The sequence below is a fragment of the Bacteroides sp. FSHCM14E1 genome (assembly GCF_019633785.1).
GTDB classification, from domain to species: Bacteria; Bacteroidota; Bacteroidia; order Bacteroidales; family Bacteroidaceae; genus Bacteroides; species Bacteroides hominis.
This window is the reverse complement of sequence record NZ_JADKYL010000006.1, coordinates 1-22,570: the sequence shown is the minus strand read 5'-3', so window position 1 is coordinate 22,570 and position 22,570 is coordinate 1. Positions and strand designations below refer to the sequence as shown.

Here is a 22,570-nt window from a genome sequence, read left to right as displayed (position 1 = left end):
CATTAATTCAAATCATTCATTAAAAACATTTATTTAAAATGGCAACAAGAATTAGATTGCAAAGACATGGACGTAAAAGCTACGCTTTCTACTCTATCGTTATTGCAGACAGCAGAGCACCACGTGATGGTAAATTTACAGAGAAGATTGGTACTTACAACCCTAACACCAATCCTGCTACAGTAGATTTGAATTTCGAACGTGCTTTGCACTGGGTACTGGTAGGTGCACAACCTTCAGACACAGTTCGCAACATCCTTTCTCGTGAAGGCGTTTACATGAAGAAACACCTCCTTGGCGGTGTAGCTAAAGGTGCTTTCGGTGAAGCTGAAGCTGAAGCTAAATTCGAAGCTTGGAAGAACAACAAACAGTCTGGTCTGGCTGCTCTGAAAGCTAAAGAAGATGAAGCTAAAAAGGCTGACGAAAAAGCACGTCTGGAAGCTGAAAAGAAAGTAAACGAAGCAAAAGCAAAAGCATTGGCTGAAAAGAAAGCTGCTGAAGAAGCTGCTAAGGCTGCTGCTGAAGCTCCCGCAGAAGAAGCTGCTCCGGCAGAAGAAGCTGCAACTGAAGCTGCTGCTGAATAATAATCGGCAGTATCTATCATTAGTAAATAGGATTAAAACGATAAAATCCTCTCCGGTCCTGCCGGGGAGGATTTTTTATTAAGGCCATTCGGCAACCGGATTCATCACAGAAGGCACAGAGGGTTGCCTCAAAAGTTCTTTTCGCCACAGATTATCAATAGTGATAATCAATGACTTAAAATTCAATGTGTGTTACTCTGTATCTCCTTTGGTGAATTTCAGCACATCCTCGCAGTAAAAACACTGCCTTTTATTTCAGCACAACATAACGCAGAAAAACGACCTGATCTCCCGTTTTAACCGTTCCTTCTTTCAAAGCTTTCTCGTCTACACGGAAGGTTTTGAGGTATTTCTTCAGACTTTTGGTCACCGTGTAGGGTTGTTCTTTTTCATATCCCAGAATCGTTATACTACCGTCTTCGTTGATCGTGACTTTACATTTAATATTAAAAGTCAACCCGCGCAATTTCTTGGCTTCCGCTTTGTTTATCCAGAAAATATAGGTTGCCTTTCCGATATCATTCTTCTTTTCGACCTTCTTCTCTTTAGAGTATTCATCGTATACTTTAAACGAAGGTTCACTTTTGCTGCTGCCATCTCCACACGAAGTGCAGGCCAACAGAACCGACAACAAGATTCCAAATACTTTTTTCATTATTGAGCTCCTTTCTGCTTAGCGTATATTACATAACTATTATCTTCTTCTCCTATCGACTGACCAAACTCCCGCAGGGCATTCGCACTCTCCCCGGCCATACCGCTCAGATAGGCTTCGATCTCTGCTTTCAGCGATCCAGGCTCCACGAGCCGTATATACTGCCTGTCGTAAAAAGCCCAGGGTGTCCATAGCCGGTCCGGCATACCTCCCATAAAATCATTCACTATACGGAAAAAGGTTCCGCGCAACGATTTCTTATCTACTACAAAGTACGAAGTATCCTGAGATTCCCACAGTCCGTCACCTACCTGCTTATCTACCGCCAACTTTCCGATATAAACCCGGGGTAACTCGTAATACATCGTCATCGAACGTTTCCGATTTCCGATATCGAGCGTAAAGCGGGGCGTCAGCCTGCTCTCCGAACGTATATAATGATAAAGTGTATCAGGGCGTAACTCCCAGAAGGTCGAGATATAGAGATCGACTGCTTCCGTATTGGCCCCATACGCGATATCATTACTATAATCGGGAACAACAAACAGATGCTTAGGTGTGGGAACAGAGTCCAACAGATTTCCTTCAAAATCCTGTGTCCATGCAACCAAAGGGTATCCGGTAAAAGGAAGTGCCCCCACTGTAATCTCTCGTTTGTCCGTATCGATCCGGAACATGGCTTTGGAGACAGGCCGATGCAGCGGAATGGATGGCAGCGGTTTCCCTTTCAAGTCGTAAACATAGATAACATTACTGTTAGCAAAAGGGATCAGATAAATGCAATTATGTTTTTCATCAATCCGGGCTTTATATATAGAACGATACTCTCCCGGTCCCTGCCCTATAGCACCTATATCGGTAATGAACTTTCCCTTTTTATCAAACAACCGGCAGGGATGAAGTGTATAAACAGAACCGTAAACGAGAATGTAGTTTTCAGAGACACATAGATTGCTTACCCCTACCATCGCTTCATCGCGGTTATCCAACTTGATGATCCGAAAGTCCTCTACAAAGAAGCTGAGCGGTAAGTCAATCGTATCTTTCAGTGCATTTAGATCACATACCACAACAGAATCCTGACCGGTCCACTGACGGGAAGCCACAACCGGCCATTGCTCCGATAAGTCCTTCTCTTCTATCTTCGGAACAGCCGAACAAGAAGAGACTAAAAATACTCCCCCCAGAATTGAACTCAAGAAAAGTAATTTCCCGGAATTTTTCATATACCCTCCTCTTCTATAAATACAAAGATAAAAATAAAAACGAATATCTTACGAATATTCCGTAGTTTTTTTTATTCATTCCGGAGTTTGTCTATATAAATAGGGCACGCTACAGAAGGCACAGAGTTTTAATCCTTTGTTTATAAGTACGTCTGAAAGAAATATTTTTCTTTGTACCCTCCGCACACTCTGTGGCGAAAGTACACAAAATTATACACCTGCCGGACACCACATAAAAAAAGATGCCCGGGATAAATCCCGGACATCTCTCCTTCAAGTCTGTTTGGACAGACTGGTAATCTCTTTTGATTAATATCTGTCACGACCGCCGCCATAGCCGCCGCCACGATTACCACCACCGTAACCGCCACCACGGTTGTTACCGTAGCCACCACGACTACCACCACCGTAATTGTTATTACGACGCGGTCCTTCTTCTCTCGGACGTGCAACTGATACAGAAAGTGTTTTTCCGTCTATTTCTTTTTCGTTCAGTGCTGCGATGGCAGCATTTCCCTCTTCGTCATTCGGCATTTCTACGAAACCGAATCCTTTAGAACGGCCAGTCTCTCTGTCCATGACAATTTTGGCTGAAATAACTTCTCCAAACTCTTCGAATAATTCTCCTAAATCGGCGTTGCTAAGATTATAGCTGATGCCTGCAATAAAAATGTTCATTGAAAAAAAATAATTAATACAATTAATAAAATTTGTTATGTTAGAGAAGTCTTAATAAGGAGATAAATTACTCTACAAGTACCTTGGAAATAAAACACATCCTATCAGAAATCTTTAATACGCGGTAAATATAGACATTTACAATAGATTGAGAAACAAAATCATCATTTTCTTTTATTTTTTTATCAAAATTCAGATTTCAACGTTACTTTAATCTCATCTTTGCTTCCTCCGTCTGCGGCTCCGGCGTCTCTGCATCTTCTCACGTTTATAGCGCTGTACCCGTTTATAAATCATCCAGCCACTCATTAGTCCCACTACCACAAAAATCAGAATAGTAATGCCCACTCCGAGATTGTCGCCCTTTATGCGTGACCAAATTTCAAGAACTTCTTTCGTCTTATCACCAAAATCACGAATCATGGCACAACGCTCCACCACTTCACGATCCGGATACTGAATCTTGTCAATCTGCAGGCTGTCGGCACCCGGTCCGAAGAAATAGCTCAGATCGGAATAATATGTAAGAGTTGTGTCCACTTTCGCTTCCATGATCTCGGGCGAAGCCACAGCACTTACGTAACCGCTCGCTTCCATATTCCGCAAGGCAATGTCGGGGCGGCACATGAAGTTGATGAAGTAGCTGGCGGCTTTCGGGTTACCGGCATACTTAGGAATTACCCACCCGTCATACCAGATGTTGCTTCCTTCACGGGGTACGGCATAATCCAGCTCCACTCCTACCGCATCCGCTTCCTCAATGGCCCACTTGGCATCTCCGCTCCAGGTCATGTTGAGCCATGCTTTATTTTTAGTCATCATCTCTTTGCCGAAGTCTGCCTCCCAACCGGCTATATTGGGCTTCATTGCTTTGAGATATTTCTCGGCAATCTCCATCGCACGGGGAGAATAGTCATTCATCAGATCTTCGACCGTCACCTTACCATCGGCGAGTTCACGGGCATGGGCGTAAATGATGGCAGTTCCGTATGCATCCCGGTAACTGTCTTTCATCAGTATCTTACCGGCATATTTCCGGTCCCAAAGACAATCCCAGCTTTCGGCATCGGCTTCGGGCACAAAAGCTTTATTATACAATATCCCGGCGGTTCCCCACATATAGCATACCGCATAATGACTGGCGATCCGCCCCGGCTGACTCAGTTTATCAATCTGTTCACGGATATAAGGCGATACGTCATTCATGTAATCGGGCGAATGGGGAAAAACAGTGTCGATGGGCAACAGCAGGTTTTTCTTTAACATCCGCTCGATGATGTATTCCGAAGGACATACCACATCGAAATCTTCGTGTCCCTTCTCAATCTTGGTGAGCATGATTTCGTTAATATCAAAGGTTTGATAAACGATGCGGATATCCTCACCCGTCTGCTCCTTATAATATGCCTGAAAGTCTTCGAGCACCCCATCACCGATATAATCGGCCCAATTATAGATTTTCAATACCTTCTCGCGAGGTTCACCGGAGTTGTAACAACCGGAAAACAAAAGTGACATCGCCAGGGAAAGGGTTATTAATAGTTTGTTCATTAGCACTTTATACAGTTTCTTGATTCTCGTAAATTCTCTTCTTTTTCGATTTAAAACAAAAAGGCCATCACTTTTTCTCCTTACCCGCACGCCGGTTAATGACAATCAGCAATGCCAGCACCACCACGAAGATAATCGTCGAAAGGGGACGCAGCTCCGGAGTAAGCCCTCCCTTGCGGGCATCGGCATAAATATAGGTGGAAAGTGTCTCAAGTCCTTCGTTACCGATCGTAAATACCGTTACCGCAAAATCATCGATAGAAAGTGTCAGCGCAAGCATGAAGCCGCTAATCATTCCCGGACGAATCTCCGGGATAATCACTTTGCGAAGTGCCTGCATCGGGGTTGCTCCCAGATCGAGGGCAGCTTCGTAAATATTAGGATTCATCTGCTTGAGGCGGGGCAACACGCTGAGCACCACATATGGAGTACAGAATGTGATGTGCGCCAATACCACGGTCGTATATCCCTGAGATATGCCGAGCGAAACAAACAGCAGGAACAGGGAAATACCGGTAATAATATCACCATTCAGAATAGGGATACTGTTCACAAAACTGATGGCCTTCCGCGAACGTGCCTTCAGGTTGAAGATGCCGATAGCCGTGATGCTGCCCAACAAAGTGGAAGCCGTAGCCGCTATCAAAGCAATGGTCACGGTATTGATCAACGCATTCATCAGCGAATGGTGCGTGCCGGTAGTAAACAGTGACGAATACAGTTTCGTGGAGAATCCGGTCCAGTTGCCCAACACCTTTGCTTCGGTGAAAGAGTAGATCATAATAATCACGATAGGCGAATAGAGCAGCAAAAGGAGTATCCACAAATAGGTCTGGGCAAAAATCTTCTTTACCATAGCCCACCTCCTTCGTTCGTATTATCTTTGTCGTCGGTGCTGAACAGAGAAGTCGCCGCAATCAGCAACAACATGATCAGTGACAGGGCCGCTCCATAATTCCACATACTATTATTGATATTCTCCTGGATAGTGGTACCAAACAGTTTGATGTTGTTCATCGTCAACAACTCTGCAATGGCAAAAGTTGAGATAGTGGGCATAAAAACCATCATGATACCACTCATCACTCCCGGCATGGAAAGCGGAAGCACCGCCTTGAAAAACACCTGGATGGGATTGGCACCCAAGTCCTGCGCAGCCTCGATGTAACTGTGATCCATCTTTTGCAGGGTGTTGTAGATAGGGTAAATCATGAAAGGTATAAAGTTATAGACCATACCGAATATCAAAGCTCCCTCACCCAACGGGACACTGAAGAAGTCGAACAGGGCTACTGTTGCCAACGTACGCACCAAGATGTTGACCCACATGGGAAGAATAAACAATACGACCATCGTTTTCGAGCGGTTCAGCTTTGCGTTGCTTAGTATCCAGGCTGCCGGGTAGCCCAGCAGGATACAGACGATAGTGGTAATGATGGCAATACCGATGGAATAAACAAAGGTATTGATAGCCTCGTGATGCTGAAAAAACTTCACAAAGTTTTCCAATGTCAGATGTCCGCTGTCATCGGTGAAAGCATAGACCACAATAAGGAGTAGCGGAATAACGACGAAGATCGCCGAAAAGATAATGTAAGGGAGCGTCCAACTCTTACGTGATGAAAAAAAGACCGATAATCTTTTCACTCTTAACTCTTATTTTATTAGTTCTTAATTACTCTGATACCGTCCGGGGGGATGGTGATACCTACACGGTCTCCATCGTCCCATACGTCGTTCGTATCTACAAATACATTCTCGTCCCAATCCGAAAGCACAGTCAGATGATAGTGGTCGCCTTTATAAAGGATGAACTTCACCTCTCCGGTCAGCGTACCGTCTTCTTCGTTATCCTGAAGAATCACTTTGTCGAAACCGACTTCCACTTTCACTTCGCTGCTGGCATCAATTCCGGTGACAGGAGCACACTCGAAGTTACAACCCAGAAACTCCACATGGGTTTCGTCAATCAGCTTGCCTTCGAAGGTATTGCACACGCGCTCTTTCTTCATTATATGAATATCAAACGGTTTCACCAACAGCCCAACGAGGGCACCGACCTCAAAATGATGATAGTCCTGTACCAGAAATTCATAGCCGTTGCAAAGGACGGTCATTTCATAATGTACCCCCTTGAAGACGGACGACTGCACCACGCCGGTCAGTTGTGCCGCTTCCGAAACCGGAAATATATAAAGATCCTCCGGACGGATCACTACGTCTACGGGCATGTTTTCGCCGAACCCTTCGTCCACACATTCGAACTCGGTATTGCAGAAACGTACCAGTTTGTCGTGTATCATCACACCGTTCAGGATATTACTTTCCCCGATAAAATCGGCCACAAACGAATTGGTAGGTTCATTGTAAATATCAATGGGAGTGCCGATCTGCTGGATTCGTCCTTCGCTCATGACGACAATCGTATCGCTCAGCGTCAATGCTTCCTCCTGATCGTGGGTGACATATACAAAAGTGATCCCTAATGATTTGTGCATCTCCTTCAGTTCCATCTGCATGTCTTTGCGCATCTTCAGGTCGAGAGCTGCCAATGGTTCGTCGAGCAGCAGCACTTCCGGTTCGTTGACTATGGCACGTGCGATAGCCACACGTTGCTGTTGTCCGCCGGACAGCGAATCTACGTCACGGTATTCATAGTCCGTCATCCCCACCATCTTCAAAGCAGCCTTCACCTTCTTCTCAATGGTCTGCTTCGGCATCTTTTTCAGCTTCAGCCCGAAAGCAATATTATCATATACATTCAGATGCGGAAACAAAGCGTACTTCTGAAACACCGTGTTTACCGGACGTTTGTGCGGAGGAGTCTGCGTGATTTCCTTCCCCGATATTTTAATTTCGCCTTCCGAAGCAGTCTGGAAGCCGGCAATAAGGCGTAACAAAGTAGTCTTACCACAACCCGAAGGACCCAGGATGGTGACGAACTCACCTTTTTTTACATTCAGGGTCACATGATCCAGGGCAGTCTTCTCTCCGAAGAATTTAGACACACCGTTCACCTCAATAATGGATTTGCTTTCTTGCATATTCATACTAATTTGGGGTGCAAAGGTACACATTTATCCGATTCGTACATACATGTTAATCTAATATAACAGAGAAATTCTATTCCGAATAAAAAAAACGGCTATCTTTGCATAAATATTTATTCATAAAACATACTAAAGCAATGAAAAAGTTAACTTATCTGGCTGTTGCAGCGGTTGCTCTGGGAGTAGCATCTTGTAATAACAGCAAACCCGGTTATGTGATAACAGGTACTGTGGAAGGCGCTTCCGACGGCGATACCGTATTTATTCAGGAACGTGTAAGCAGACAGTTCAACAAACTGGATACAGCCATCATCGCTAACGGAACATTTACATTCGAAGGCGTACAGGATTCCGCAGTGAACCGTTACATCACTTACTCTAAAAACGGTGACGGAGCATATGTAGATTTCTTCCTCGAAAACGGTAAAATCAACGTAAATCTGTCTAAAGATAATAAGTCGGCAACCGGTACTCCGAACAATGACGCTTATCAGGAGATACGGAACAAGACCAATGTGATCGATCAGAAACAGGCAGCCATCTACCAGGCTATGGGCGACAGCACACTGACCGATGATCAGAAGTTGGCAAAACAAAAAGAATACTCACAGCTGGAAGAGGCATACAGCCAGGCTATCAAAGAAGGTGTACAGAAAAACATCACCAACCCGGTGGGTATCATGTTGTTCAAACAAAGTTTCTATGAAAACTCTACCGAAGAGAATGATGCTTTGCTGAAACAAATACCTGCCAACTATCAGAATGACGAACTGATTATGAAAATCAAAGAAGTTACCGAAAAGCAGAAAGCGACTGCTGCTGGTCAGAAATTTATCGACTTCGAGATGCTGACACCCGACGGAAAACCGGTAAAACTATCCGACTATGTAGGAAAAGGTAAAGTGGTATTGGTTGACTTCTGGGCAAGCTGGTGTGGTCCTTGCCGCCGCGAAATGCCGAACATCGTAGAGGCTTACGCTAAGTACAAAGGCAAGAACTTCGAAATCGTAGGCGTGTCTCTCGATCAGGATGCCGATAAATGGAAAGATGCCATCAAGAAGCTAAACATCACCTGGCCTCAGATGTCCGACCTGAAAGGCTGGCAGAACGAAGGTGCACAGTTGTATGCCGTAAACAGTATTCCCCACACCATGCTGGTTGATGCTGACGGAACAATTCTTGCACGTGGCCTGCACGGAGAAGCGCTCCAAGCCAAACTGGAAGAAGTATTGAACAAATAGGCTGTATCAAAACTTACCACAGAGGACACAGAGTAACACAGAGGCGATTTTAAGTTATTGATTATTAACAAAAAGACTCTGTGTTACTCCGTGGTAAAAAGAGTTTCGACACAGCCTCTTCATTTCACAAATGTCCCGGACAGGGGCTTTCAAAACCAAACCTATTTCAGTGAATCGGCATAGGAACAAAGCTTGACAATCTGATCCACATTCTCAAAATTCACTTTATTCTCTCCAATGTATTTCTCAATTTCCGCACGATGCTTTGAGTAGATTTTGGCAAATTGCTTAAAATTGCGGAACTGTTTCATTTTATCGTCTTTCTCCACCCAATAGATATGATGCCGGTTGCCGACAATCATCTTCTCACCTTGCAACTGGTATGATTGTCCATTGCTCATGACAGAACCGTAACTCTGAACTGCCGTTGTTTCCGAACGGGTGCCATAGGCTCCCACAGGGGCTTCCTTACGTGCAGATGCTTTATACTGAACATACACTACCGGTTTTGTCGGCAACATTTCTATTCCGGCTCCGTTGGATTCCGGATAAAACGTACGCCCTCCTATCTTGATCAGCAAAATATCTCCCGGATTGGCAAGTTCCTTCACCTGCTTATCCTGCGGATCTACAAAATAGAACTTGTTGGCTACTATATTGTAGTTCATTTTTGACTTCAATTCACCACCGGCTCTGAGAACCACCTGGGCATCTTCATACTTATCAAACAGGAACGAAGCCGTATCGGCCTGGGCTCTCAACTGCCAGAAACTGCACAGTGCGAAAGCAATGAAAATAAAAAACCTTCTCATAATACATCGATATTAAACAATAAAAGGCTGTTTTGACAGTATACACTTCAAAACAGCCTTTCAAATAGTTATAGTAAATCTCTCTTTACTTTACATACCAATCAGACAAACCAACGCACATAACAGAAGTCCTGACGGTGAGGCAGATCCGGATTTTTCGGGAACATACGGTATGATACTTTGAAGCTTCCTGCATTCGACAAGCTGTGTTTAGCCTGGAATGTATACAGATCGCCTTCTTTCTTAACCACGCTGAATGGTTCTACCGAATAAACATGCTGTTTTCCTTCCGGAGTCGTATAAGTTGTAACCAACTCCAGTCCCACTGCATCGTTCAATCCTTTTTCATCAACGACAATGGTAATCGTATACTCCTTGCCGCTTTCGATATCGCCTTGTGCAATGTCTGCTTCTCTATCTCTTGAAACGATCTCGATGGAATCCCACTTGGCAACCACTTCTTCTTTCCATGCTGCAATTTCTTTTGCCTTCGCATTATCATTGGCAGACAATTCTTTGAAGCGCTTGGCTTCCTTGCAGTAGAATTTGCTATAGTAATCGTCGAGTTGACGCTTCATTGTATAGTGAGGAGCAATCTGAGCGATTGAGTTTTTCACACTTCTAATCCAGCCTTCTGAATACCCCTTCTTGTTGCGGGCATAATATAACGGCAGAATTTCTGTTTCAAGAATACTGTAGATGGTAGCCGCATCGAGCTGATCCTGATGTTCCTGATTCTGGTAAGTACGTTTCTCGGTCAATGCCCAACCTGCACCTTCGCGGTAACCTTCAAGCCACCATCCATCGAGCACGGAGAAGTTCAATACACCGTTCATCAAAGCTTTCTCACCCGATGTACCGGATGCTTCAAGCGGACGGGTCGGCGTGTTCAGCCAGATATCAACCCCACTCACCAGACGGCGGGCCAACTGCATATCGTAGTTTTCGAGGAAGATAATCTTGCCCAGGAATTCCGGACGCTGAGAGATCTCAACAATCCTCTTAATCAGCCCCTGACCTGCACCATCGTGCGGGTGGGCTTTACCTGTGAAGAGGAACTGTACCGGATAATCGGGGTTATTAACAATCTTCGACAGACGTTCCAAATCGGTGAACAGCAGGTGAGCACGTTTGTAAGTGGCAAAACGGCGGCCGAAACCAATCAGCAACGCATTCGGATTGATCTTATCCAACAGAGATACAATGCGTGACGGATCTCCCTGGTTCTTCAACCACGTTTCACGGAACTGCTTGCGGATATAATCCACCAGCTTGTTCTTCATAGTTACACGGGTCTTCCAGATTTCTTCATCGGGCACATTATAGATAGCTTCCCAAATCTTCGGATTTGACTGATCATACAGGAAGCTTTCGTTGAAATATTTAGCATAAAGCTGTTTCCATTCCGTAGCACTCCAAGTAGGAAAGTGTACACCGTTGGTCACATAGCCCACATGGCTTTCCTCCGGGAAGTATCCTTTCCAGATAGAAGAGAACATCTCCTGAGAAACCTTTCCATGCAGCCAGCTCACACCGTTCACTTCCTGAGAAGTGTTGCAGGCAAATACCGACATACAGAAACGTTCTCCTTTGTCACCCGGATTGTTACGTCCGAGATCCATCAGATCGTCCCAGCTGATACCCATCTTTGAGGGATAGCCACCCATATACTTGCCAAACAAACCTTCGTCAAAGTAATCGTGACCGGCAGGAACCGGAGTATGAACCGTATATAAAGAAGATGCACGAACCAACTCGATAGCCTGGTCGAAAGTAAGACCGGTAGCTACATAGTCGCAGATACGCTGTACGTTGATCAGGGCAGCGTGTCCTTCGTTACAATGATAAATATCTTTCTTGATGCCCAGTGCTTTCAGTGTCAGCATACCGCCGATACCTAACAGGATCTCCTGTTTCAGACGGTTTTCCCAGTCACCTCCGTAGAGTTGGTGAGTGATAGGACGGTCAAATTCACTGTTCATTTCGTTGTCTGTATCGAGCAGATACAAAGAAATACGTCCTACGTTTACTCTCCATACATTTGCATGTACGTAGTAATCCATATAAGGCACATCCACTACCAACGGTTTTCCGTCTGCATCCGTCACACGGTCGATAGGAAGCTGACCGAAGTTCTGTGCTTCGTAATTGGCAATCTGCTGCCCGTCCATAGACAGCGTTTGTGTAAAGTAACCGTAGCGATACAGGAAACCTACCGCGCAAAGATCTACATTGCTGTCAGAAGCTTCTTTCAGATAGTCGCCGGCCAGTACACCTAAACCGCCGGAATATATTTTAAGAACGTGATTCAAACCATACTCCATGCTAAAGTAGGCTACAGAAGGACGTTTATCGTCTGGCTTCACATCCATGTAGTCTCTGAATTTAGCATATACGTCATTCATACGTTTCAGGATAACCTTATCTTTTGATAAAGCTTCCAATTTTTCGTAACTCATACGTTCAAGCAAAAGTACCGGATTTTGACCAGCTTCTTTCCAAAGGGTCGGATCCAAATCTCTGAACAGTTCAGTAGCTTCATAATTCCATGCCCACCAAATGTTGCGTGCAAGTTCAGATAATTTCTCTAATTCCGCAGGAACACGTGACTTTACAGTTACCTCCTTCCAATTCGGAGTATTCACATTACTTACTTTAATTTTCATAATGTTATTGTTTACTTGTTGATGAATAAATACTTAGTTTAGTTGACGTTTCATTGCATTGCGCAAAGCAATATCATAAGCCTCGTAATAATACTTGATGAAATGCTTCCATAAAGCCTGTTCGGCCACAGCCGCCGCATGCTTGCGGATTTCTTTCACCTCAATTTCCGTTTTACCCGAGAACAGCGCGATCGTATCCTTGATACCGTCGGCAACTTCTGAGTAATTATAGTCCGAACGATGCAGCACCTCTACTCCATTATCAAGGCCATGCTGATTCTTCAGGCTGTTCACCCAAAGACCGAAGCCTGCCAGATCAGTCGTAATGGTAGGTACGCGGAAGGCTACACTCTCAAGCGGAGTATATCCCCAAGGTTCGTAATAAGAAGGATAGACACTCAAGTCTTCTCCCAATATCAAGTCATAATATTCTTTATTCAGGATTCCATCCTTTCCATCCAGATAACACGGGACGAAAATCACTTTCACCTTATCTTCCGGACGGTTTCCCATACCCAGATACTTCAACATGTCCAACACCTGATCGTGGGTCATATTATGCAGCCAATGGGTAATGAAAGGCACTTCAAGCGGAGTATCGAACTTCTCTTTGCTCTTCAGGCGGGTCTGCAAGTCCTCGCGGGGCTCTCCTACCCAACCCGGCACATTGACAAATGCCAGTACGTTCTTCTGCAAATCTTTGTCCCGGTTCAAGCGGTTCAGCGATTCCAGAAACACGTCGATTCCTTTGTTCTTAAATTCATAGCGTCCGCTGGTACCGATAATCAACGTATCATCGCCCATATTGGTTCCAAGAAGTTTATTGGCCACGTTCAACATCAGCGAACGGGCACGTTTGCGTTTACCGGTGAAGGCCGTTCCCTGAGGTACGAAATCGTCCTCGAAGCCATTCATCAGCACTACGTCTGCTGCCTTATCCAGCAACTCTTTACACTCGTTATTAGTGATTTCGCTTACTGTCGTAAAGCAGTCGACATGATGTGCGGTCTGCTTCTCAATAGAGTGCTTCGACTGCATATTCAGTTCCTGGGCCATCTGGTCGCCATTATAGGCAAACAGATAATCATATAAGGGTTTATCGTTTCCGGCAATGCTCCGGCCGATAGAGGTAGCGTGGGTAGTGAAAATAGTCCCTATTTCGGGTACGGCCAACTGCACATATAGTGCTCCCAAACCGGTCATCCATTCATGTGCCTGATAAACAACCTTATCATTTTCAGTCAGATTATAACGATAGAAGCTCTCTACCACTTTTCCGGCAGCATACGAGAACATGGATGCTTCGTCATAATCGCCGTAAGCATGCAACGAATCTACCTGAAAATGATTCCACATTTCAGTATAGATTTCATTCTTTTTCTCAAAGAAAGGCTGAAAATCAACCAGGATAACAATGGGTTCACCCGGAATATTCCAACGTCCGACACGGACAGAAAGGTTATCTTTATTGAGGGCATGTTCTTTCCATGCCGCACAGAGGTTGTCAGATTCTATAAACAAAGGGTTTTCTTTTCCTTGCCACACATCCGGCCCTATGAAGAATAATTTGTCACGGAAGTTAGTTTGCAACGTATTTGCCCTTGTGGACAAAACAGTATAAATTCCTCCTACCTTGTTGCACACTTCCCAACTGGCTTCGAAGATATAATCGGGGGTTAATAAATCTTTTACCATATAAATGTTTAAAACTCTTTTTATTACGCAGGTGCAAAAGTACGCATTATTTATTGAAAAATAATACTTTATACAAAAAATATAAGCAAAATAGCACAAACAAGCGTTTACAACGAGGTTTCAGAGCATAAAAAAAGACTTAAGTGTTTTTGGAAAACGCTTAAGTCTTTTCAGAAAACACTTAGACGTTTTGCTGAAAACGCTTAAGTGTTTTTATAAATCATTAGCTTATCATTTATGCCAGCGCACTACCGATAAGGAAGGTAGCTGCCAATGCCACGATAGCATAAAGTTCGGGGAATACAGCAAGAATCAATGTGTTGCTGAATACATTATGGCCTTGTCCGATGGCTGCAATACCATTGGCGCAAACCTGTCCCTGGCGAATAGCGGAAAACAGGGCAACCAGTCCGAGGGCAATACCTGCACCCAATACGGCAGAAGCCTGAATGGCAGTTATCTGCGGAGTAAGGATGCCGAAGATAGTCTGGAACATAAAGTAGCCTGCGAAACCATACAATCCCTGTGTACCCGGAAGAGCTGTCAATACAAGAAAGTTACCGAATGCACTATCGTTCTTCTTCAATGCGCCGATAGCAGCGTTACCTGCGATAGTCACTCCGTAAGCACTTCCGATGCCCGACAAACCAACCATAACCGCGATGCCAATGTAAGCAATAAACAAATTCATTTCCATAATCTTAATTTTATTTTTTAATTTATTATTCTACTATTTTTCTTTTTATTTCTCTATTTTCTGAATGGTTTGTACTCCTTGCCACCGCCTTCGTAACCGGAATTCTTGAAAAACTCCACGAAAGTCAGACGCATGGGGTGAACCATGGCTCCGAGCACATTCATAAAGATATTGATGGCATGTCCGATAACGAATATCAGCACCATCACAATGGGACCGGCAATCACATTGTCCGGACTCATGCCTACTGCCAGACTGTTGAATACTCCGGCAAGAATTCCTCCTGACAATCCCAGAGCGAATAAACGCACGTATGAAAGAACGTCACCCAACAGCCCCGTTGCCATGTTATAAGAATCCCATAAACCCAGTCCGATATTAAGAAAGATATTCTTTCCGGGACTGTTGAACAGGAAAATCATAATACCGGCAATGCCCATAATGATCAGATGTACGGTACTTCCCATCGGCATCACTTTCGGCAACAGCGCCGAAAAAGCCAACGATAACAGGAGAATGATCCACCCGATCGTCGCAATGGCGTATTTGAAGCCAAACTGGATGGTCTGATTGACAGCCTTCAATACCATACCGAACAGAATCTGCACCGCACCCAAAATCAGTGAGAGCTGGAACATGTCATTATTATCCATAAAGACTGCACTCTTCAGGCGCTGGATGAACGGCCAGGGCAGGTCGTAAATATTGGCACCGAAGAAGGTTCCGGTCAGCAATCCGCAGAAGAAAGTGGAAGTAGCCAGTATCTGAATCAGAGAGATGATCGATTTGGCCGACGGACTCAGTTTCTTTGCCAGCAAACGGTAAGCGGTAGCCCCCACAAACAGGAACAAGCCATATCCGGAATCTCCCAGGCAAAGTCCGAAAAAGATCATAAAGAACGGAGCAAAGAACGGCGTCAAGTCCAGTTCGTTATATTTCGGCAACATGTACAATTTGCAAATCGGCTCAAACCAGGCAAAGAAGCCTTTGTTGTTCAGTTCAATCGGAACATTGTCTTCCGGTGTCGGGTCTGTGATCTCGTAATAAACATGTGCGTCATTCAGATAGGCTTCGATTTCAACCTTACTGGCAACAGGAGCCCATCCTTCAAGCAACATCAATTTATCACCGGCAGTCTGCTCCGTACTTAAAACGACCTTTGAGAATTCTATTTCAGTCTGCACCTGTCTCAAAGCCTCCTTCAGCGAAGGTATGTCGGTTTCAGACAAAGCAACCAACTTCTTTTCATTCTCTTCAAGTGCAATCCCGGTATTGGTATACTGCATTTCAAGTTGCGCCAATGACTGCGACGGCAGTTTAGCTTGCTCTACATCCAGATCGACTTCTTCTCCGTCTTTGGTCACGGTGACGAAAAAGACCTTTGAAGAAATACGGCAAATAACCATTGCATTATATTCCGCTTCCCATTCTTCTTTGTAGTTACCTTCGGGACAAGTATAGAATCCGACCACATAACCGGCATCTTTCAACCGCTGTATGCCTCCCGGTTCAAAATCTCCCCAGGCTTCCAAGGCATCTTTTTCCTTTCCGCAGATTTGCTGCTGTTGCAACAGTTTACTATGCTCGGTTTGCAGAGCATCTATTTCGTCAAGCACCTGTAGGCCACGTTCAGCACTGCCTCCATGGGTTGCAATGACCGCATCTTTCCCATGTTTCTGGTTCTGTAACAATTTCAATGCGGCGGCAAGACGGGCAGAAAGACGGATGTTATCCTGTAACTCGGCATTCTCAGCCGCTCCCTGCTGTTTCTCCACAATATGAACGACTCCGAGTTCCCGAAGACTGTTCAGAAAAGCTTCGTACTCCTTATGATAAACCAGGAATGTGAGTTTCTTCATTTTTGTAATCATGCCTCTGCCTCCTTCCTTTTTTCTTGCTGTGATTTCAAAATCTTTTGCGACGACTTAGACAAATTCTCCTCATCTTCCATGAAGCGTTTTATCTTACGCAAAGCATCCTGATAACCAGGTATCTGTACCTTCTCAAAAAGATTAACTTTCTGAGTGGTCTTTTTCCTCGCATGTTCTAACAAGCCCAGCTTGGCCAGCGTGAACTCACGCTCTATAGCGGTATGCGCCAACTCCTTAAGCAAATGTATACCATCGGCATACCATTTGGGAGCATTAAACAGGCTGTACGGACGAATCTCGAAATCTACATTCTCGAGTAAAGGCACCCTTACACCGGCTATTTTTTTGATACCAAGATGAACATCATTTACTTTTATCAATGAGGTGTCAAACTCATTCCAAAGTGCGAACATGGCTTCATAAGCCTGGATTTGTTTTTCCAGCCTTTCCTCCAGATCGGCAGCTTCGCTTTTACAGCGCTTCACTTCCATGCGAAGGGCACTCTCCTTATTTTTAATAATCGGGAGGGTACGCACCCGCACTTTCAGTTGCTTCTCAAGCTGCTGAAGGGAGGTTTTGTTATATTGAAACTTTATAGCCATCTCGTTTATTTACTATTTTTTCCAATACTGATCTACCAGTTCCTTCTTGATATTCACTTCTTCCGGACGGAAATATTTGCCGAACAATCCCCATGCCACATCCAGCATTTCTGTCGTATCCAGATTGACGTCGATGGCAAGCAACTGATTGGAGTAGTCCTTGGCAAAAGCTAAAGTACGTTCGTCATAATTGGTCAGGTCAAAACCATTCTCCAACTTCGTCTTGGCGTTAGCGGCATCGGCATACAGACGTACCGCAGCATTCATCACCTGTGGATGGTCCTTACGGGTCTTCTTACCGGTTACCAACTGTTTCAGACGGGACAATGAACGGAACGGATCGACAATAACCTTACCAATATCGCTATCACGACGCAGGAACAACTGTCCTTCGGTGATATAACCGGTGTTATCGGGTACGGCATGCGTGATATCACCGCCGGACAACGTAGTCACAGCAATAATTGTGATGGAACCACCATCGGGGAACTGTACCGCTTTTTCGTAGATTTTAGCAAGGTCCGAATAAAGAGAGCCCGGCATAGAGTCTTTCGAAGGAATCTGATCCATACGGTTCGACACAATAGCCAAAGCATCGGCATACGAAGTCATATCGGTCAGTAGAACCAATACTTTCTGATTGTGTTGTACTGCGAAATATTCAGCCGCAGTCAAAGCCATATCCGGTACCAGCAAACGTTCTACCGGAGGGTTCTCCGTGGTATTCACGAAACTGACGATACGGTCGAGCGCACCGGCATTGGAGAATACATTCTTAAAATACAGGTAGTCATCGTTTGTCATACCCATACCTCCCAGAATGATTTTATCTGTTTCCGCACGCAATGCTACGTTCGCCATCACTTGGTTAAACGGTTGGTCCGGATCGGCGAAGAAAGGAATCTTCTGACCGGAAACCAGGGTATTATTCAAGTCGATACCGGCAATACCGGTTGCAATCAGTTCTGAAGGTTGTTTACGGCGTACCGGATTCACAGAAGGGCCTCCGATCTCGACTTCCTGTCCTTCAATCTCCGGTCCTCCGTCGATAGGATCACCAAAGGCGTTGAAAAAACGTCCGGCCAGTTGCTCGCTTACTTTCAGCGTAGGCGATTTACCCAGAAATACCACTTCGGCATTGGTCGGGATACCTTCCGTACCCTCAAACACCTGCAAAGTCACTTCGTCACCGGCTATCTTTACAACCTGAGCCAGTTTACCATTCACAGTGGCCAACTCATCATAACCTACCCCTGTAGCTTTCAGCGAGCAGGTAGCTTTGGTAATCTGAGTAATCTTAGTATATATTTTTTGAAATGCTTTTGTAGCCATGTTATTATTTACAATTTAGTTACAATCCACTATTTGACACTTCTCTCGGCAACCAACTCCTTCAATTGCTTCTGGAAACCTTCATATTGTTCCGATTTGAACTTTGAATAGTTCATTTGCTTGCAGATGTTAATCATCTTCTTGAAGTAGTCCATAACCTCATTAAAGTTGTCAAACTCAAATTCCGTATGACAGATGTCTATCACCATGTTCAAGATAGCTTCCTGGCGCTCCATCGGAGTAACGGCGTCAATTTCATCGAATGCATCCTGTTGCAATATAACGAAATCAATCAACTCCGACTTCCAGAAAATGACATGATATTCTACCGGCACACCGTCATCACCCAAGATGTTGATCTGCTCGGCAATTTCCTTACCACGCTGCAAACGCGTTTTGATCTCATTCACTTTACCGATCCATTCGTCGTTGATGTGTTCGGCAATGTATGCCTCAAATTCAGGATATTCGATATATTTAGAATAAGAGTCGATCGGATTCACAGCCGGATAACGCTTCTTATCGGCACGATCCTGCTCCAGCGCATAGAAACAACGAGCTACCTTTTTAGTATTTTCAGTCACAGGTTCCTTCAGGTTACCTCCGGCCGGAGATACCGTACCGATAAAGGTAATAGAACCACTCTCACCGTTATTCAGTTTTACATAACCTGCACGACCGTAGAAGTTAGAAATGATTGAGGACAAGTCCATCGGGAATGCATCCGGTCCGGGCAACTCTTCCATACGGTTCGACATCTCACGCAATGCCTGTGCCCAACGGGAAGTAGAGTCTGCCATCAACAGGATCTTCAATCCCATCGCACGATAATATTCGGCAATCGTCATAGCCGTATACACAGAAGCTTCACGGGCCGCTACCGGCATGTTCGAAGTATTGGCGATAATAATGGTACGCTCCATCAGCTTACGTCCCGTATGTGGGTCCACCAGTTCTGGGAACTCAGTAAATATTTCCACAACCTCGTTCGCACGTTCACCGCAGGCGGCAATGATCACAATATCGGCCTCTGCCTGTTTAGAGATAGCATGCTGAAGTACGGTTTTACCTGTACCGAACGGACCGGGAATAAATCCTGTCCCCCCCTCTACTATCGGATTGACAGTGTCAATCACACGTACACCGGTTTCAAGCAATTTAAACGGACGCGGTTTTTCTTTATAATTCGTCATAGCCCTTTTTACCGGCCACTTTTGAATCATATTCACTTCAACGTTGTTTCCCTCTTCGTCTACCAAAACAGCAATTACGTCTTCAATCTTATAATCGCCTTCAGGTACAATCGATTTCACCGTGCAAACACCTTTCTGCGTGAAAGGTACCATGATCTTCAATGGCTGGAAGTTTTCATCCACCTGTCCTAACCAGGCAGATGCTTCCACTTTATCCCCTACATTGACAAGGGGAACAAAATGCCATACACTTTCTTTATCCAACGGATAGGTATATTGTCCTCTCTTCAGGAATACGCCATCCATCTTATCAAGGTCGTTTTGCAGACCATCGTAATTCTTCGATAACATACCGGGACCTAAGGTCACCTCAAGCATGTGTCCGGTAAATTCGGCTTCGGCTCCCACTTTCAATCCACGAGTGCTTTCGAACACCTGAACATATACATGTGTACCTACGACCTTAATCACCTCCGCCATTAATTTATCGCCACCGGTCGAGATGTAACAAATCTCATTTTGAGCTACCGGTCCATCAACGACGAGGGTCACCATGTTGGCAATAACGCCACTAACAGTTCCTTTTGTTGCCATATATTTTTTAATTTATTTATCCGAGTTTGGCAGGATTACCTGAATTCTGCGGGAATCTGCACTTCATTCTTCAGTGACTCTATGATACTGCGGAACAGTTGATTTCCTCTTTCCTTATCCAAAGAGATCCAACGTTCAATCATTTCCAGTTTCAATAAGAAAGCAAAAATACGTTCGATGGTAAAATAGTTAAAGAAAATAGCTTCCTCCATCCAGTTCCACCGTAAAGCATCCAACTTCTTCTCGCGTTCTACCAGTTCTGTTATTTCACTGATTTTCACTAACTGATCCAGAAAATCCACTTCACCGGAAAGTCCGAAATCACGGGCTCCGGAAGTTCGCAAAGCCTCACATATTTCCGTATCACCCACTATATTGCGGGCAACATCCCATTTATACTTCCGAGCGGTCAATGCCACAAGGATATTGTTAATTGTAAGATTGAATTCGAACCAGGAAGCCACAAACTTATTTCCGCATTTCATTGCATAATCATAATAAAGTGCAGCCAGATGATCTTCCAGTAAAACAGCATTCTCTGCCGGAGTATTGAAATAGTCGGAAATGAAAGTAGCAAGATATGCAGGAAATTCTTTAGTACTGATTTCTCCTCCTTCTTTAAGAACAGAGATATATTCAGCAAGTTCCTCCGCGGAGAAATTTCCCCGGGTATCAATGGCGGCTTCCTTATCTTTCAGAAGCTTCAGTACATTGGCATTATCAAACTTCAAATAAAACAGATCAATTAATTTTTGATCTGAAGCTGACAAGCCCGTGTAAATTTCCGTTTTAAAATCAGCTACTGTATAGCTCAGCTTACTGTCCTCAAGTGTGAGTTCCGGCAAACCGGCTACCAAGTAATAATATTTACTCATAACGCATCCCTTTAGAATAACATTTCTACCAACTGAGGACGCAGGAATGCTTTAAAGTAATTCATAAATTCCTCTTCTCCGAAATTCACTTTATATGAACCGTCTGCAGGAGATACAGAAAACAATGCCTTAATACCATTCACTTGTTCTATGGTAACACCTTTGTCTAACAATGCTTTAGCATTGGCCGCAAAATACTTTCTTAAAGATTCCGCATCAGAAGTTGAGATGATAATCGGCTCGTCTACGCTCCATTTGGAAGCCAGAGCTACGATAAAAGCACTCAGAAAATCTTTATTCTGTGCAAACTCCTTTACCGGTGCGGTCACAATTTTATCAGTTACCATAGTGGCTATTTCTGATTTCAACGCATTTACTGCCTGACCGGCAAACAGTTTCAACTCTGATTTGGTATTCTCTGTCAATTCATCGGCAGATTTACGAGAGGTGGCAATAATTGATTCAGCTTCTTTATGGGCATCTTCAACGATTTTTTTAGCTTCTTCCTGAGCATTCGCAATAAGACGGCGGGCTTCTTCATTACCTTTTTCGACGCCTTCGCGATAAATCTTATCGGTCAACTCTTGAATTTTGTTTTCCATATTCACGGACTATTTAGAAGTTTATATTATAATATCTAAGTGTTTCTCATCAGATTCTCGCCAAAAGTACAAAATTCAATCTGATAAAAAAAGAGAAAAGAGGAAGAAAACTGTTCGTAATCGCGAAAAGAAGCGTCCAAAAGTAAAGGTTATGACGATCCCGACACATTTATCTTCCCGTTTCATCTTTTCAGATGATGGCAAAGATAAACAGTCTGATAATACATCAAACATTGAATTATGATAAAACCGGAAAAATGAAGATTGAGTCAGGAGTATATGGGATGAAGCCGATAAAAAGATTATCAGGAGATATTGCTTATACCCAAAAACAAGTCATCCCCTCGTGTCTTCTGACCCGAGGGGATGAACTCTCTAAAAAAAACGGCGACTACCTACTCTCCCACTGTTACGCAGTACCATCGGCGTGATCAGGCTTAACTTCTCTGTTCGGAATGGGAAGAGGTGGAACCCTGATGCTATAGTCACCTGAATAAGGTAGACATAATGTACAAAAGTAAACTTAGCCGTCTATCACCCCGATAGTAAAGCTAAACGGATATATAAACCATAAAAGACAATAAAAGAAAGTCATCGGGCAATTAGTAACGCTCGGCTGTGATGTTACCACCTGTACACCTGCGTC

The 22,570-nt window shown here is 44.2% G+C and carries 19 protein-coding genes and 1 rRNA gene; 2 read left to right on the top strand and 18 right to left on the bottom strand.

Features of this window, described 5'->3' with window-relative positions:
• The first annotated feature begins 38 nt into the window (after positions 1 to 38).
• Positions 39 to 584 (top strand): 30S ribosomal protein S16, encoded by a 546-nt coding sequence (locus ISX59_RS10905; RefSeq protein WP_005778447.1) that lies wholly within the window; start codon positions 39 to 41, stop codon positions 582 to 584.
• A gap of 250 nt (positions 585 to 834) precedes the next feature.
• Here the strand turns inward: ISX59_RS10905 and ISX59_RS10900 are convergent, their stop codons facing one another.
• The 7 genes from ISX59_RS10900 to potA all read right to left on the bottom strand — a co-directional run bounded on the left by ISX59_RS10900 (position 835) and on the right by potA (position 7,744).
• The gene (locus ISX59_RS10900) at positions 835 to 1,239 is read right to left on the bottom strand and encodes a DUF4891 domain-containing protein (RefSeq protein WP_032530025.1); all 405 of its coding nucleotides are present in this window, start codon (positions 1,237 to 1,239) and stop codon (positions 835 to 837) included.
• Positions 1,239 to 2,465 (bottom strand): 6-bladed beta-propeller, encoded by a 1,227-nt coding sequence (locus tag ISX59_RS10895; RefSeq protein ID WP_032530024.1) that lies wholly within the window; start codon positions 2,463 to 2,465, stop codon positions 1,239 to 1,241. Before ISX59_RS10895 ends, ISX59_RS10900 begins: the two co-directional genes overlap by 1 nt.
• A 309-nt stretch (positions 2,466 to 2,774) precedes the next feature.
• Positions 2,775 to 3,143 (bottom strand): RNA-binding protein, encoded by a 369-nt coding sequence (locus ISX59_RS10890; protein WP_005778451.1) that lies wholly within the window; start codon positions 3,141 to 3,143, stop codon positions 2,775 to 2,777.
• A 216-nt stretch (positions 3,144 to 3,359) separates the two neighbouring features.
• A complete protein-coding gene (locus ISX59_RS10885; RefSeq protein WP_032540462.1) occupies positions 3,360 to 4,694 on the bottom strand; it encodes an ABC transporter substrate-binding protein in 1,335 nt (444 codons plus the stop codon).
• 67 nt (positions 4,695 to 4,761) lie between these two features.
• Positions 4,762 to 5,550: an ABC transporter permease gene (locus ISX59_RS10880; protein ID WP_005778454.1), complete on the bottom strand. Its 789-nt coding sequence runs from the start codon at positions 5,548 to 5,550 to the stop codon at positions 4,762 to 4,764.
• Entirely contained in the window at positions 5,544 to 6,341 is a 798-nt protein-coding gene (locus tag ISX59_RS10875) for an ABC transporter permease (protein WP_032540461.1), read from the bottom strand. Before ISX59_RS10875 ends, ISX59_RS10880 begins: the two co-directional genes overlap by 7 nt.
• Positions 6,342 to 6,358: 17 nt before the next feature.
• Entirely contained in the window at positions 6,359 to 7,744 is a 1,386-nt protein-coding gene (gene potA, locus ISX59_RS10870; RefSeq protein WP_175413949.1) for a polyamine ABC transporter ATP-binding protein, read from the bottom strand.
• A 137-nt stretch (positions 7,745 to 7,881) separates the two neighbouring features.
• On the opposite strand from potA, the gene ISX59_RS10865 reads away from it, so the two are divergent.
• A complete protein-coding gene (locus ISX59_RS10865; protein WP_005778459.1) occupies positions 7,882 to 8,985 on the top strand; it encodes a TlpA disulfide reductase family protein in 1,104 nt (367 codons plus the stop codon).
• Between the two features lie 161 nt (positions 8,986 to 9,146).
• Here the strand turns inward: ISX59_RS10865 and ISX59_RS10860 are convergent, their stop codons facing one another.
• From ISX59_RS10860 to rrf, 11 genes are all read right to left on the bottom strand, one after another.
• A complete protein-coding gene (locus ISX59_RS10860) occupies positions 9,147 to 9,797 on the bottom strand; it encodes a hypothetical protein (protein WP_005778461.1) in 651 nt (216 codons plus the stop codon).
• Between the two features lie 101 nt (positions 9,798 to 9,898).
• Entirely contained in the window at positions 9,899 to 12,463 is a 2,565-nt protein-coding gene (locus ISX59_RS10855; protein WP_005806753.1) for a glycosyltransferase family 1 protein, read from the bottom strand.
• Between the two features lie 33 nt (positions 12,464 to 12,496).
• Entirely contained in the window at positions 12,497 to 14,158 is a 1,662-nt protein-coding gene (locus tag ISX59_RS10850; protein WP_005778464.1) for a glycosyltransferase, read from the bottom strand.
• Between the two features lie 235 nt (positions 14,159 to 14,393).
• Positions 14,394 to 14,855, bottom strand: a complete 462-nt coding sequence (locus ISX59_RS10845) for a V-type ATP synthase subunit K (protein WP_002562679.1) — start codon at positions 14,853 to 14,855, stop codon at positions 14,394 to 14,396.
• Positions 14,856 to 14,908: 53 nt separating this feature from the next.
• Complete coding sequence (locus ISX59_RS10840; RefSeq protein ID WP_220575912.1) at positions 14,909 to 16,726, bottom strand: V-type ATP synthase subunit I; 1,818 nt, start codon at positions 16,724 to 16,726, stop codon at positions 14,909 to 14,911.
• Complete coding sequence (locus ISX59_RS10835) at positions 16,723 to 17,328, bottom strand: V-type ATP synthase subunit D (RefSeq protein ID WP_005778470.1); 606 nt, start codon at positions 17,326 to 17,328, stop codon at positions 16,723 to 16,725. The genes ISX59_RS10840 and ISX59_RS10835 overlap by 4 nt, the downstream gene beginning before the upstream one ends.
• Before the next feature lie 12 nt (positions 17,329 to 17,340).
• Entirely contained in the window at positions 17,341 to 18,660 is a 1,320-nt protein-coding gene (locus ISX59_RS10830) for a V-type ATP synthase subunit B (protein WP_005778472.1), read from the bottom strand.
• Positions 18,661 to 18,689: 29 nt separating this feature from the next.
• A complete protein-coding gene (locus tag ISX59_RS10825) occupies positions 18,690 to 20,447 on the bottom strand; it encodes a V-type ATP synthase subunit A (protein ID WP_005778474.1) in 1,758 nt (585 codons plus the stop codon).
• Positions 20,448 to 20,482: 35 nt separating this feature from the next.
• Complete coding sequence (locus ISX59_RS10820) at positions 20,483 to 21,322, bottom strand: DUF2764 domain-containing protein (protein ID WP_005806758.1); 840 nt, start codon at positions 21,320 to 21,322, stop codon at positions 20,483 to 20,485.
• A gap of 11 nt (positions 21,323 to 21,333) precedes the next feature.
• Positions 21,334 to 21,924, bottom strand: a complete 591-nt coding sequence (locus ISX59_RS10815; RefSeq protein ID WP_005778476.1) for a V-type ATP synthase subunit E family protein — start codon at positions 21,922 to 21,924, stop codon at positions 21,334 to 21,336.
• A gap of 382 nt (positions 21,925 to 22,306) precedes the next feature.
• A 5S ribosomal RNA gene (gene rrf, locus ISX59_RS10810) occupies positions 22,307 to 22,417 on the bottom strand.
• Positions 22,418 to 22,570: the final 153 nt, after the last annotated feature.

Bases quoted from the DNA above. Each gene is read 5' to 3' on its own strand.
- ISX59_RS10895 (WP_032530024.1), bottom strand. From the start codon at position 2,465: ATGAAAAATTCCGGGAAATTACTTTTCTTGAGTTCAATTCTGGGGGGA.
- ISX59_RS10820 (WP_005806758.1), bottom strand. From the start codon at position 21,322: ATGAGTAAATATTATTACTTGGTAGCCGGTTTGCCGGAACTCACACTT.
- ISX59_RS10860 (WP_005778461.1), bottom strand. From the start codon at position 9,797: ATGAGAAGGTTTTTTATTTTCATTGCTTTCGCACTGTGCAGTTTCTGG.
- ISX59_RS10830 (WP_005778472.1), bottom strand. From the start codon at position 18,660: ATGGCTACAAAAGCATTTCAAAAAATATATACTAAGATTACTCAGATT.
- ISX59_RS10825 (WP_005778474.1), bottom strand. From the start codon at position 20,447: ATGGCAACAAAAGGAACTGTTAGTGGCGTTATTGCCAACATGGTGACC.
- ISX59_RS10840 (WP_220575912.1), bottom strand. From the start codon at position 16,726: ATGATTACAAAAATGAAGAAACTCACATTCCTGGTTTATCATAAGGAG.
- ISX59_RS10900 (WP_032530025.1), bottom strand. From the start codon at position 1,239: ATGAAAAAAGTATTTGGAATCTTGTTGTCGGTTCTGTTGGCCTGCACT.
- ISX59_RS10890 (WP_005778451.1), bottom strand. From the start codon at position 3,143: ATGAACATTTTTATTGCAGGCATCAGCTATAATCTTAGCAACGCCGAT.
- ISX59_RS10845 (WP_002562679.1), bottom strand. From the start codon at position 14,855: ATGGAAATGAATTTGTTTATTGCTTACATTGGCATCGCGGTTATGGTT.
- ISX59_RS10835 (WP_005778470.1), bottom strand. From the start codon at position 17,328: ATGGCTATAAAGTTTCAATATAACAAAACCTCCCTTCAGCAGCTTGAG.
- ISX59_RS10850 (WP_005778464.1), bottom strand. From the start codon at position 14,158: ATGGTAAAAGATTTATTAACCCCCGATTATATCTTCGAAGCCAGTTGG.
- ISX59_RS10855 (WP_005806753.1), bottom strand. From the start codon at position 12,463: ATGAAAATTAAAGTAAGTAATGTGAATACTCCGAATTGGAAGGAGGTA.
- ISX59_RS10865 (WP_005778459.1), top strand. From the start codon at position 7,882: ATGAAAAAGTTAACTTATCTGGCTGTTGCAGCGGTTGCTCTGGGAGTA.
- ISX59_RS10880 (WP_005778454.1), bottom strand. From the start codon at position 5,550: ATGGTAAAGAAGATTTTTGCCCAGACCTATTTGTGGATACTCCTTTTG.
- potA (WP_175413949.1), bottom strand. From the start codon at position 7,744: ATGAATATGCAAGAAAGCAAATCCATTATTGAGGTGAACGGTGTGTCT.
- ISX59_RS10905 (WP_005778447.1), top strand. From the start codon at position 39: ATGGCAACAAGAATTAGATTGCAAAGACATGGACGTAAAAGCTACGCT.
- ISX59_RS10815 (WP_005778476.1), bottom strand. From the start codon at position 21,924: ATGGAAAACAAAATTCAAGAGTTGACCGATAAGATTTATCGCGAAGGC.
- ISX59_RS10885 (WP_032540462.1), bottom strand. From the start codon at position 4,694: ATGAACAAACTATTAATAACCCTTTCCCTGGCGATGTCACTTTTGTTT.